Raw genomic sequence first — 12,517 nt, forward strand, 5'->3', positions numbered from 1 at the left:
CCTTCCTGTGGGAGCGAGCTTGCTCGCGATGGCGTCAGTATGAACGCCAAAAAAAGGCCTCCATTCCCAGGAGGCCTTTTTGCATTTCACATCCGGCTTTTCTTGCGCCGCTTCCACTGTCGGGCCACCCACCAGCGCCAGTAACTCATGGTGACGAAGTAGGCGAGGGCGCCGAGTACCAGTCCGGTCACCACCGAGCCGAGCAGGAACGGCTGCCACAAGGTGGACAACTGGCCGCTGATCCATTCCCAGGTCAGCTCTTCGGGCAACGTCCGGGCGGGCACGTCCATCAGCCAGGCGCCGGTCTGGTAAGTGCAGAAGAACACCGCCGGCATGGTGATCGGATTGGTCAGCCACACTAGGCTCACCGCAATCGGCATGTTGCCGCGCACTGTGATGGCCAGTGCGGCGGCCAGCAACATTTGCAACGGGATTGGCAAGAATGCGGCAAACAGGCCTACAGCCATCGCCCGGGCGACAGAGTGCCGATTGAGGTGCCAAAGGTTGGGATCGTGCAGCAGGGTGCCGAGAAAACGTAAGGATTTATGTTCCCGAATGCTCTCTGGGTCTGGCATGTAACGTTTGAAAAGGCGCCGGGGCATAAGGCTTCTCGGTCGGTTCAACGCATTAAGGCCGCAAGTATGTCCGGATTCTACGGCTGACAGATTCAGACTTTGTGACAATTGATAACGCCAGCGGTGCCGTGGACCGTCTATGCCTGAAGAGGGCACTCTCAAGGACGGGTTATGCGCACAGGGTTAGTCGCGCTTGCACTGGGGCTGTTGGCCCCGATTTTTTTGCCGGCACTGCCGCCGATATGGCTGATTACAGCCATGCCGGTGCTGGCGCTGATGGTGTTGCCGTTTCGAACCTACCCGCTGGGTTTTTTCCTGTTCGGGCTGGCCTGGGCCTGCCTGTCGGCGCAGTGTGCGTTGGACGACCGGTTACCCATCGCGCTTGACGGCGAAACCCGCTGGGTCGAGGGTCAAGTGATCGGTTTGCCGCAACAGGGCGAAGGCGTGATGCGCTTCGAACTGGCCGATGTCCATTCACGCCGTACCCGTCTACCGACGGCGATGCGTCTCGCCTGGTTCGGTGGTCCGTCGGTCAACAGCGGCGAACGATGGCGATTGGCGGTGAAACTCAAGCGGCCCAGTGGGCTGCTGAACCCGCACGGCTTCGACTATGCCGCCTGGTTGCTGAGCCGCGGCATCGGCGCGACCGGTACCATCAAGGATGGCCATCTCCTGCAAGCGGCCCGGGGGGCCTGGCGTGACGAGGTGCGCCAGGCGCTGGCACAGGTCGATGCCCACGGCCGCTCCGGTGCGCTGGCGGCTCTGGTGCTGGGCGACGGCGGCGGGCTGAGTCGCGAGGATTGGCAGGTGCTGCAAGACACCGGCACCGTCCACTTGCTGGTGATCTCCGGGCAACACATCGGCCTGCTCGCCGGCCTGGTGTACCTGTTGGTGGCCGGCGCGGCGCGTTATGGTCTTTGGCCGGTGGGTCTGGCCTGGTTGCCTTGGGCCTGTGGGCTGGCCTTCTGTGCCGCCCTGGGCTACGGCTTGCTCGCCGGCTTCGAGGTGCCGGTGCGGCGGGCCTGCGCGATGATCGGCCTGGTGCTGCTGTGGCGCTTGCGTTTCAAACAGCCAGATCCGTGGTGGGCATGGCTGCTGGCCTTCGTCGGGGTGCTGGTGTTCGACCCGCTTGCCAGCTTGCGGCCGGGGTTCTGGTTGTCGTTTGCGGCCGTGGCCATATTGATGTTCACCTTTGGCGCTCGCCTGGGGCCCTGGCGCTGGTGGCAAACCTGGACCCGTGCCCAGTGGCTGGTCGCGCTCGGCCTGTGTCCGTTGTTGTTGATCGTGGGTTTGCCGGTCAGCCTCAGCGGGCCGTTGGTGAACCTGCTCGCGGTGCCCTGGATCAGCCTGTTGGTATTGCCGCTGGCGCTGCTTGGCACGGCATTGTTGCCGGTGCCGCTCATGGGCGAAGGCCTGCTGTGGATTGCCGGTGGGCTGCTCGATCTGCTGTTCAAGGGGCTGGCACTGGTTGCCGGACGAATGCCGGCCTGGGTTCCTGCCGCAGTCCCGCCCTGGGCCTTGGGCATCGCCGCCTTCGGTGCTTTTTTGCTGCTGTTGCCCAAAGGTGTGCCGCTACGTGTACTGGGGTGGCCGATGGTGTTGCTGATGGTTTTTCCACCGCAAGAACACCTGCCGCAAGGGCACGCCGAGATCTGGCAACTGGACGTGGGCCAAGGGCTGGCGGTGCTGGTGCGGACCCGGCGGCACGCCCTGCTTTACGACGCCGGGCCGCGCTTTGGCGAGGCTGACGCGGGCGAGCGGGTCGTCCTGCCGACCTTGCGCAAACTGGGTGTGCGCCGCTTGGACCTGATGTTGCTCAGCCATGCCGACGCCGATCACGCTGGCGGTGCCCGCGCCGTGCGCAATGGGCTGCCGACGCTGGAAGTGATCAGCGGCGATCCGGACGCGCTGCCCGCCGAACTGCTGGCCGGGCCTTGCGACAGTGGCAGGCGCTGGGAATGGGATGGGGTCGGGTTCGAACTGTGGCGGTGGGCCTCTGCCGTCGAGAGCAACCAGAAGTCCTGTGTCTTGGTGGTGGAGGCGGGCGGTGAACGCCTGCTGCTGACCGGCGATATCGACACCCCTGCCGAGCGCGCCTTGCTCGACGAGGCCCTGGCCGTGCCGATCCAGTGGCTGGCCGCGCCGCATCACGGCAGTCGCAGTTCGTCGTCGATGGCGTTGCTGTCGCGTCTCAAGCCGCATTCAGTATTGATCTCCCGAGGGCAGGGCAACGCATTCGGCCACCCTCATCCCCAGGTGATGGCCCGGTATCGGCGCTCAGGCCTGGCGATCTACGACAGCGCCGAGCAGGGCGCCATTCGTCTGCTACTGGGGGCTTTCGGGGTGCCGCGCACCGAGGCCGGGCACCGCCGTTATTGGCGTGATCCGCCAGCCGTCGGGCCACCGGGGCAATATTGATCCAGCGCAATCGGCTGATGCGCTTATCGGTGGGGGCGGGTCTGCAAGGCGAGTCTGTGTGATAAAGTGGCGCACTTTTTCGAGGGGGCAGTCACTGTGTGGGAATTGGTCAAATCCGGCGGCTGGATGATGTTGCCGATCATTCTGAGTTCCATCGCGGCACTGGGTATCGTTGCCGAACGCCTGTGGACCCTGCGGGCCAGCCGCGTGACCCCGGAGCATCTGCTCGGGCAGGTCTGGGTCTGGATCAAGGACAAGCAGCTGAACAAGGACAAGCTCAAGGAGCTGCGAGCCAGTTCGCCCTTGGGGGAAGTCCTCGCCGCCGGCCTGGCGAACTCCAAGCATGGTCGCGAGATCATGAAGGAGTGCATCGAGGAAGCCGCCGCCCGGGTCATCCATGAACTGGAGCGCTACATCAATACCCTGGGCACCATCGCCGCCATGTCCCCGCTGCTGGGCCTGCTGGGTACGGTGCTGGGCATGATCGACATCTTCAGTGCGTTCACCGGTTCCGGCATGACCACTAACGCTGCGGTGCTGGCGGGGGGGATCTCCAAGGCTTTGATCACCACCGCTGCTGGCCTGATGGTCGGTATCCCTTCGGTGTTCTTCCACAGGTTCCTGCAACGCCGCGTCGACGAGTTGGTGGTGGGCATGGAGCAGGAAGCCATCAAGCTGGTCGAGGTGGTGCAGGGGGACCGTGACGTGGACCTGGCTGGGGGCAAGAAGTGAAATTCCGCCGCAAGCCACGGGAAAACATCGAGATCAACCTCGCGTCGCTGATCGACGTGGTGTTCATCCTGCTGCTGTTTTTCGTCGTGACCACCACGTTCACCCGGGAAACCCAGCTCAAGGTTGAATTGCCACAGGCCGTCAGCGGCTCGCCGGCCGAAGACCAGCAACTGAAGAACCTGGAAATCACCATCAGCGCCGAAGGGGCGTTCTCGGTGAACAACCAATTACTGCCCAAGAGCGACCTGGCGAGCCTGATCGAGGCCCTGCAGAAAGAGTCTGGCGGCGACACCAACCTGCCGCTGTCCATCAGCGCCGACGGCAAGACCCCTCATCAATCGGTGATCACCGCCATGGACGCGGCTGGCAAGCTCGGTTTCAGCCATCTGCGCATGACCACGGTCGAGGCGGCCCCCGCACCCTGATGGCCATGTCCGATCGATTGCTTGCCGCGTGGTATGAAGGTCACCCGGCCCTGACCCTGCTACGGCCGCTGGAGTGGTTGTACCGACGGGTGGTGGTGGGCAAGCGCGAGCGTTTCCTGGCGGGTGAAGGCCAGATCTACCAGCCCCCCGTGCCGTTGGTCGTGGTGGGCAATATCACCGTTGGCGGCACCGGCAAGACGCCGTTGATCCTGTGGATGATCCAGCACTGCCAGCGCAGTGGCCTGCGGGTCGGCGTGGTCAGCCGGGGTTACGGCGCCAAGCCGCCGCAACTGCCTTGGCGGGTCGCGGCCGAGCAGGGCGCCGACGTCGCGGGTGACGAGCCGCTGTTGATTGTCCAGCGCACCGGTGTGCCGTTGATGATCGACCCTGATCGCAGTCGCGCCATCCAGGCACTGCTGGAGGCCGAACCGCTGGACCTGATCCTGTCCGACGACGGCATGCAGCATTATCGGATGGCCCGAGACCTGGAGCTGGTGTTGATCGACAGCGCCCGTGGCCTGGGCAACCGACGTTGCCTGCCTGCAGGGCCGTTGCGCGAGCCGGTCGAGCGCCTGCAATCGGTCGACGCCGTGCTGTACAACGGCGCCAGTGCCGACCGCGAAGACGGTTTCGCCTTCCAATTGCGTCCCACCGCGCTGGTGAACCTGGCCAGTGGCGAGCGGTGCTCCCTTGAGCATTTTCCACCCGGCCAGGCCCTGCATGCCGTGGCCGGCATCGGCAATCCCCAGCGTTTCTTCAAGACCCTCGAAACGCTACACTGGCGGCCAATACCGCATGGGTTTGCCGACCACGCCGAATACAGCGCCCAGGCCTTGAGTTTCATGCCATCGCTGCCGGTGGTCATGACGGAAAAGGACGCAGTCAAATGCCGTGCCTTCGCCGCACCCGACTGGTGGTACCTGGCGGTAGACGCCGCGCCGTCGCCGGCCTTCGCGGCCTGGTTCGATACGCAGTTGATGCGCCTGTTGCCGGATCGGCTTTTGCCTTAAAACCTTTTATCCAGGGGAATTCCATGGACACCAAACTGCTCGACATTCTGGCCTGCCCGGTCTGCAAAGGCCCGCTCAAGCTCAGCGCCGACAAGACCGAACTGATCAGCAAGGGCGCCGGCCTGGCCTACCCGATTCGCGACGGCATCCCGGTGATGCTCGAAAGCGAAGCCCGTACCCTGACCACCGACGAGCGCCTGGATAAATGACTGCAGCCTTTACCGTTGTCATTCCGTCGCGTTTCGCTTCGACGCGCCTGCCCGGCAAGCCGTTGCTGTCGATTGCCGGCAAGCCGATGATCCAGCATGTCTGGGAGCAGGCTTGCAAAAGCAGCGCCCAGCGTGTGGTGGTGGCGACTGACGATGCGCGCATCGTCGAGGCCTGCAAAGGCTTTGGCGCCGAAGTCGTGCTGACCCGTGAAGACCATAATTCGGGCACTGACCGCCTGGCGGAGGTCGCGGCGAAACTCGGTCTTGCCGCCGACGCTATCGTGGTCAATGTGCAGGGTGACGAGCCGTTGATCCCGCCGAGCGTGATCGATCAGGTCGCCGCCAACCTCGCGGCCCACACCGAGGCGCGCATGGCCACCCTGGCTGAGCCGATCGAGGATGTGCAGACCCTGTTCAACCCCAATGTGGTCAAGGTGGTCAGTGACCTCAATGGCCTGGCGTTGACCTTCAGCCGCGCGACATTGCCCTGGGCGCGGGACGCATTCGCCCAAAGCCGTGACGTGATGCCGGAGGGCGTGCCGTACCGCCGCCATATCGGCATCTATGCCTACCGCGCCGGCTTTCTCCAGGACTTCGTCGCCTGGGGCCCGTGCTGGCTGGAAAACACTGAATCCCTGGAGCAGCTGCGTGCCCTGTGGCACGGCGTGCGGATCCACGTCGCCGATGCGCTGATCGCCCCGCCGACCGGTGTCGACACCGCCGAAGACCTCGAGCGCGTTCGTCGCCTGCTGGAGGCTTGATGCGGGTCCTGTTCGTCTGCCTCGGCAATATCTGCCGCTCACCCACCGCCGAAGGCATCCTGCGCCACAAGTTGCGTGAGGCCGGGTTGGCCGGGCAGGTGGAAGTCGCTTCCGCCGGCACCGGCGACTGGCACGTCGGCAAAGCGCCGGACAAGCGCAGCCAGGCGGCGGCCCTGAAGCGTGGCTACGACTTGTCGGCCCAGCGCGCGCAACAGGTAACCCGCGCCGACTTCGCCGCCTACGACCTGATCCTGGCGATGGACAGCAGCAATCTGCGTAATCTCAAGGCTCTGCAACCGGCTAATGGCAAGGCCGAGCTGGATCTGTTCCTGCGCCGCTACGAGGCTGAACTCGACGATGTACCGGACCCGTACTACGACGGCGAACAAGGCTTCGAACAAGTGCTGGACCTGATCGAACGCGCTACCGATCGCCTGGTGATCGAATTGAAGGGGCGGTTATGACCTTGCAGGTTCGGGCGGGCGTCAGCCTCAAGCCCTTCAACAGTTTTGGTGTGGACGTCACTGCCCGGTTGTTCGCCGAAGCCCACAGCGATGACGATGTTCGCCAGGCGTTGGCTTATGCCACCGAACATGCCGTGCCATTGCTGGTAATCGGCGGCGGCAGCAACCTGCTGCTGACCGGCGACATCGATGCATTGGTGCTGCGCATGGCCAGCCACGGTATTCGCCTGCTCAGCGATGACGGCGAACGGGTGGTGGTCGAAGCCGAAGCAGGGGAGCCGTGGCATCCTTTCGTCCAGCACACCCTGGTGCAAGGTTGGGCGGGATTGGAGAACCTCAGCCTGATTCCCGGCACCGTGGGCGCGGCACCGATGCAAAACATCGGCGCCTACGGTGTGGAGATCAAGGACGTCTTCGCCGGCCTCACCGCGCTCGATCGCCAGACCGGCGAACTGCGCGATTTCAGCCTTGAAGACTGTCGGTTCGCTTATCGCGACAGCCTGTTCAAGCAGCAAGCGGGTCGCTGGTTGATCCTGCGGGTGCGTTTTGCCCTCAGCCGCGCCGCGCACTTGCATCTGGAATACGGCCCGGTGCGTCAGCGATTGACCGAGCAGGGCATCGAGCAGGCAACACCCACCGATGTGAGCCGGGCCATTTGCAGCATCCGCAGCGAAAAACTCCCGGACCCGGCGGTGCTGGGCAATGCCGGCAGCTTCTTCAAGAACCCGCTGGTGCCGGCCGCGCACGTGGCGCACTTAAAGCTGCAATACCCTGACCTGGTGGCTTATCCACAGCCTGAGGGGCAGATGAAAGTCGCTGCTGGCTGGCTGATCGAGCGCGCCGGCTGGAAGGGCTTTCGCGAAGGTGATGCCGGGGTGCACAAGTTGCAGGCGTTGGTGCTGGTCAACTACGGCAGCGCCACGGGCCCGCAACTTCTGGACCTGGCCCTGCGCATCCAGAAAGACATTGCCGAACGTTTCCAGGTCGAGCTGGAAATGGAACCCAATCGGTACTGAACCGCGCTTTGCGACCGCCTGAAAAAACGCCCTGCACACCCCGCACACAAGCATTTGTGCAGGATTGTGCAGGGCGTTTTGCGTGATCCTGGGTTAATTTAGCTTCCTAACGATGCGACCATCGCATCCTAAAGGCCCGATGCAGACGCCTGCGTGCGCCGGCATAAGAGAGCCCGATCAGCCTGAGCCAGTCTGCGACAACCGAACCGTCAACCCGGCGGCAGATTGCTCGACCCCATAACTCGATAACTATGCGGGCGTGCCCATGATTACCCTGAAACTCAATGGAAAAGACCATCAACTGGATGTGACCGAGGACATGCCGCTGCTGTGGGCTATTCGGGATGTAGCCGGTTACAACGGCACCAAATTCGGCTGCGGCATGGGCCTGTGCGGCGCGTGCACCATCCACATCGACGGCGCCCCGGCGCGCAGCTGCATTACGCCAATCGGTTCTGTGAATGGGCAAAATGTCAGCACCATCGACGAACTTCATGTCGATCCGGTCGGGCAAATCGTCCAGAAGGCCTGGCTCGACACGGCGGTGGCCCAGTGCGGTTACTGCCAGGGTGGGCAGATCATGTCGGCGACCGCCTTGCTCAAGACCAACCCCAACCCGAGTGACGAGCAGATCGAAGAAGCCATGGTCGGCAACATCTGCCGCTGCGGCACCTACAACCGGATCAAGACCGCGATCCGCCAGGCCTCCACTCACCTGAAGGAGGCCAAGGCATGAGCCGCTTGCCCGATGATTTTGTCCTGAGCAACCTCAGCCGTCGCGGCTTCCTCAAAGGCGCGAGCGCCACCGGTGTGCTGGTGCTGGCGGCCACGTGGGGCCTGCCGGAGGCCTTTGCCGAGGAAAAGAAATTCGGTGCCGAGGGCATGCCCCATGGCGCGGTCGACGACCCGAAGGTGTACGTCAGCATTGCCGCTGATGGCAGCGTGACCGTGATCTGCAACCGTTCGGAAATGGGCCAGGGTGTGCGCACCAGCCTGAGCATGGTCGTGGCCGATGAGCTGGAGGCCGACTGGGCGCGTGTGAAGGTGCAGCAGGCGCCGGCCGATGAGGCGCGCTTCGGCAACCAGGATACCGACGGCTCGCGTAGCATGCGTCATTGGTACGAGCCGATGCGCCGTTGCGGTGCTGCCGCCCGGACCATGCTGGAACAGGCCGCCGCTGCGCAGTGGAAGGTGCCGGTGGGTGAATGCCATGCCCAACTGCACAAAGTGCTGCACCAGCCTTCGGGGCGTGAACTGGGCTATGGCGAATTGGCCGCTGCGGCCAGTGCCTTGCCGGTGCCGGGGCGTGACAGCTTGCGCCTCAAGCAGCCATCGGAGTTCCGCTACATCGGCAAGGAGGCGAGCCGGGCCATTGATGGTGCGGACATCGTCAACGGTCGTGCCGTGTTTGGTGCCGATGTGCATTTCGACGGCATGCTCTATGCCGTCATCGCGCGTCCGCCGGTCTATGGTGGCAAGGTCAAGAGCGTGGACAGCAGCGCGGCGCTGAAAGTACCGGGCGTGATCAAGGTGGTGCAGATCGAAGGGCGCCCGCTGCCCTCGGAATTCCAGCCGTTGGGCGGCGTGGCGGTGGTGGCGAAGAACACCTGGGCGGCGATCAAGGGCCGCGAAGCGTTGAAAATCCAGTGGGACGACGGCCCGAATGCCGGGTATGACTCCATTGCCTATCGCAAGGAACTGGAAGCGGCGGCCCTCAAGCCCGGAAAAGTCGTGCGCAGCAGCGGCGACCTCGACGACGCGTTGGCCAAGGCCGACTCGACCCTGGAAGCGGCGTATTACTTGCCGCACCTGTCCCAATCACCGATGGAGCCGATGGTTGCCGTTGCCCGGTTCAAGGACGGTCAATGCGAGGCCTGGGCACCGAGCCAGGCCCCGCAGGTGACCCGTGAACGTGTCGCCGAACGCCTGGGCATTCCTTTCGATAAGGTCACGGTGAACATCACGTTGCTGGGCGGTGGTTTCGGACGCAAGTCCAAACCCGATTTCGTCGTCGAAGCAGCGGTGCTTGCCAAGGAGTTTCCAGGCCAGCCGATACGGGTGCAATGGACCCGCGAGGACGACATCCATCACTCGTATTTCCACACTGTATCGGCCGAATACCTCAAGGCCGGCCTGAACCAGGACGGTATGCCGTCCGGCTGGTTGCACCGCACCGTGGCCCCGAGCATCACCGCACTGTTTGCGCCGGGCATGACCCACGAGGCGCCGTTCGAAATAGGCATGGGCGTGACCAACATGGCCTACGCCATCCCGAACCTGCGCCTGGAGAACCCCGAAGCCACGGCTCACACCCGGGTGGGCTGGTACCGTTCGGTGTCGAACATCCCCCATGGTTTCGCGATCCAGAGTTTCATCGACGAATTGGCCCACAAGGCCGGCCAGGATCCGCTGAAGTACCAGGTCAAATTGCTCGGGCCGGACCGCAAGATCGATCCGCGTACCTTGAGCGAAGAATGGAACTATGGCGAATCCCCCGAGCGTTATCCGATTGATACCGCGCGGATTCGCACGGTGCTGGAAACCGCTGCGAAGGCCGCCGGTTGGGGCCGGGAGCTGCCGAAGGGCCGTGGCCTGGGGTTGGCGGTGCATTACAGCTTCGTCACTTACGTGGCGGCGGTGATCGAGGTGGAGGTCAAGGACGATGGCACGGTGATCGTGCACAAGGCGGACATCGCCGTGGATTGCGGTCCGCAGATCAACCCCGAGCGCATCCGTTCCCAGTTCGAGGGCGCCTGCGTCATGGGCCTGGGCAATGCCATGGTAGGGGAAATCAGCTTCAAGGACGGCAAGGTGCAGCAGGACAATTTCCATATGTACGAAGTGGCGCGCATGTCCCTGGCGCCCAAGGAAGTGGCGGTGCATCTGGTCACGCCGCCGGGTGAGGTGCCGTTGGGCGGTGTCGGCGAGCCGGGCGTGCCGCCGATTGCGCCTGCGCTGTGCAACGCGATTTTCGCTGCCACTGGCAAGCGTATTCGTAGCCTGCCTGTGCGCTATCAGCTGCAGGGCTGGCAGCAGGCAAAGGCCTGATGGACAGCGTTGATCTGAACGTCCTGCGCAGCGTGCTTGAGTGGCGCCGCGCCGGGCAGCGGGTGGTGCTGTTCACTGTGGTCCAGACCTGGGGTACCGCGCCAAGGCCGCCGGGGGCGATGCTGGCCCTTCGCGAAGATGGCGTGGTGATTGGTTCGGTGTCGGGCGGTTGTGTCGAGGATGACCTGATCGCCCGGTTGCACGACGGTCGCATTCCGGCGGACGGTCCGCCGGTGCAACTGATCACCTATGGCGTCACCCGCGAAGAAGCGGCGCGCTTCGGCCTGCCGTGCGGCGGCACCCTGCGCCTGACCGAAGAGCGGGTGGGCGACCCATACTGGGTCGCGCAGTTGCTGGAACGTTGCGAAGCCCATGAGATTGTCGCCCGTGAGCTGACAGTCGCCAGCGGCAACGTGGTCCTGACCCCGGCCAGCAAGACCGACGCCCTGGTGTTCGATGGGCAGGTCCTGCGGGCCATATACGGTCCGCGTTGGCGGCTGCTGCTGATTGGCGCAGGGCAACTGTCGCGCTACGTGGCGGAAATGGCCCGGCTGCTGGACTTTGAAGTGCTGATTTGCGATCCGCGCAAGGAGTTTGTCTATGGTTGGGAAGAGCAGCATGGCCGCTTCGTCTCGGGGATGCCCGACGAAGCGGTGTTGAGCATCCAGACCGACGAACGCACCGCCATTGTGGCCTTGACCCATGACCCACGCCTGGACGACATGGCGCTGCTTACGGCCCTGGACTCCAAGGCTTTTTATGTCGGCGCCCTGGGGTCGCGAGTCAACAGCCAGAAGCGCCGGGATAACCTCGCTCAGCTAGGCTTGTCAGCAGAGGCCATTGAACGCTTGCATGGACCCATCGGCTTGCACATCGGTAGCCACACCCCGGCGGAAATCGCCTTGTCGCTGCTGGCCGAAATCGTGGCCATCAAGAATGGCGTTGAACTGCGGCAGAAAAAGCCGCTGTAAGCCGTGGGCAAGGAGGGCGTATGAGCGAGTCGATTGGCGTGATCATTCTGGCGGCCGGATCGGGCAGCCGTTTCCGCCGTATTGCAGGCCCGGACAAGGATAAATTGCTGGCTGATTGCGCCGGGCGTGACGGCGCCGTGCGGTCGGTGATCGAACAGGTGCTGGTGAATCTGCCAGCCGCCCTGGAAAAGCGCCTGCTGGTGACGAGCAGGGATCGGCCGCAAGCCGTTCGCATGGCCCAGGCCTATGGCTGCGATTTCGTGGAGCTGGACTCGCCCGGCCTGGGCGACAGCATTGCCGCAGGCGTCCAGGCCTGCCCGGACCTTGATGGCTGGCTGATAGTGCTGGGCGACATGCCCTTCATCCTGCCGTCGAGCATCGAACAGGTGGTGGCAGGGATCCGCGCGGACGGCATCAGCGTGCCGGTTCTTGCCGGTGAGTACGGGCATCCGGTGGGATTCGGTCGTGGGTTTGGACCGAAACTGATGGCATTGACCGGTGATCGGGGGGCCAAGGTATTGTTTGCCGGGGCGCAAGTGGTCGAAGTGTCGGTGGATGACCCGGGCGTAACGTGGGATGTAGATGTGCCAGAGGCACTGGCCTTCAAATAACAGACGACGCAGAAGCCTGTGGGAGCGAGCTGACATTCAGTATTGATGCAAGCTGACCCGGCGCCATCGCGAGCAAGCTCGGCTCCCACATTGGATCTTCAACGGGCATAAATCTTGTGCCCGCCCCCAGATCCCTGTGGGAGCGAGCTTGCTCGCGAAAGCGGTCTGGCATTCAGCATTGATGCAAGCTGACCCGGCGCCATCGCGAGCGAGCTCGGCTCTCACATTGGATCTTCAGGGGGCATAAATCTTGTGCCTGGTCCCAGACCCACTGTGG

Annotated in this window: 13 protein-coding genes; 12 read left to right on the forward strand and 1 reads right to left on the reverse strand. The window is 63.8% G+C overall.

The features are described 5' to 3' along the window. Positions 1–86: 86 nt before the first annotated feature. On the reverse strand, positions 87–602 hold the full coding sequence (locus AB4O09_RS09640) for a DUF2062 domain-containing protein (RefSeq protein WP_003204298.1): 516 nt from the start codon (positions 600–602) through the stop codon (positions 87–89). Positions 603–746: 144 nt separating this feature from the next. On the opposite strand from AB4O09_RS09640, the gene AB4O09_RS09645 reads away from it, so the two are divergent. The 12 genes from AB4O09_RS09645 (at position 747) to AB4O09_RS09700 (ending at position 12,240) form a co-directional block, all read left to right on the forward strand. Next, on the forward strand, positions 747–2,993 hold the full coding sequence (locus AB4O09_RS09645; RefSeq protein WP_038859039.1) for a DNA internalization-related competence protein ComEC/Rec2: 2,247 nt from the start codon (positions 747–749) through the stop codon (positions 2,991–2,993). 96 nt (positions 2,994–3,089) lie between these two features. Beyond that, positions 3,090–3,725 carry a MotA/TolQ/ExbB proton channel family protein gene (locus tag AB4O09_RS09650; protein ID WP_003204294.1) on the forward strand — a complete coding sequence of 212 codons (636 nt, stop codon included), beginning with the start codon at positions 3,090–3,092 and terminating at the stop codon, positions 3,723–3,725. Beyond that, positions 3,722–4,150: an ExbD/TolR family protein gene (locus tag AB4O09_RS09655; RefSeq protein ID WP_013694002.1), complete on the forward strand. Its 429-nt coding sequence runs from the start codon at positions 3,722–3,724 to the stop codon at positions 4,148–4,150. Before AB4O09_RS09650 ends, AB4O09_RS09655 begins: the two co-directional genes overlap by 4 nt. Then, a complete protein-coding gene (gene lpxK / locus AB4O09_RS09660; RefSeq protein ID WP_460108131.1) occupies positions 4,150–5,160 on the forward strand; it encodes a tetraacyldisaccharide 4'-kinase in 1,011 nt (336 codons plus the stop codon). Before AB4O09_RS09655 ends, lpxK begins: the two co-directional genes overlap by 1 nt. A gap of 23 nt (positions 5,161–5,183) precedes the next feature. Beyond that, the gene (locus AB4O09_RS09665; RefSeq protein ID WP_003179363.1) at positions 5,184–5,369 is read left to right on the forward strand and encodes a Trm112 family protein; all 186 of its coding nucleotides are present in this window, start codon (positions 5,184–5,186) and stop codon (positions 5,367–5,369) included. Next, positions 5,366–6,130: a 3-deoxy-manno-octulosonate cytidylyltransferase gene (kdsB, locus tag AB4O09_RS09670; RefSeq protein WP_003204286.1), complete on the forward strand. Its 765-nt coding sequence runs from the start codon at positions 5,366–5,368 to the stop codon at positions 6,128–6,130. Before AB4O09_RS09665 ends, kdsB begins: the two co-directional genes overlap by 4 nt. Beyond that, on the forward strand, positions 6,130–6,594 hold the full coding sequence (locus tag AB4O09_RS09675) for a low molecular weight protein-tyrosine-phosphatase (protein ID WP_013694001.1): 465 nt from the start codon (positions 6,130–6,132) through the stop codon (positions 6,592–6,594). Before kdsB ends, AB4O09_RS09675 begins: the two co-directional genes overlap by 1 nt. Then, positions 6,591–7,610, forward strand: coding sequence for a UDP-N-acetylmuramate dehydrogenase (gene murB, locus AB4O09_RS09680; RefSeq protein WP_003204282.1), 1,020 nt, complete (start codon positions 6,591–6,593; stop codon positions 7,608–7,610). The genes AB4O09_RS09675 and murB overlap by 4 nt, the downstream gene beginning before the upstream one ends. Positions 7,611–7,875: 265 nt before the next feature. Continuing rightward, positions 7,876–8,346 (forward strand): (2Fe-2S)-binding protein, encoded by a 471-nt coding sequence (locus AB4O09_RS09685; RefSeq protein WP_003204280.1) that lies wholly within the window; start codon positions 7,876–7,878, stop codon positions 8,344–8,346. Further along, positions 8,343–10,658, forward strand: coding sequence for a xanthine dehydrogenase family protein molybdopterin-binding subunit (locus AB4O09_RS09690; protein ID WP_003204278.1), 2,316 nt, complete (start codon positions 8,343–8,345; stop codon positions 10,656–10,658). Before AB4O09_RS09685 ends, AB4O09_RS09690 begins: the two co-directional genes overlap by 4 nt. Continuing rightward, on the forward strand, positions 10,658–11,629 hold the full coding sequence (locus AB4O09_RS09695; RefSeq protein WP_028237407.1) for an XdhC family protein: 972 nt from the start codon (positions 10,658–10,660) through the stop codon (positions 11,627–11,629). The genes AB4O09_RS09690 and AB4O09_RS09695 overlap by 1 nt, the downstream gene beginning before the upstream one ends. Before the next feature lie 20 nt (positions 11,630–11,649). After that, positions 11,650–12,240, forward strand: a complete 591-nt coding sequence (locus AB4O09_RS09700; protein ID WP_038859037.1) for a nucleotidyltransferase family protein — start codon at positions 11,650–11,652, stop codon at positions 12,238–12,240. Positions 12,241–12,517 lie beyond the last annotated feature (277 nt).

The organism is Pseudomonas sp. H1_F01, from assembly GCF_054681425.1.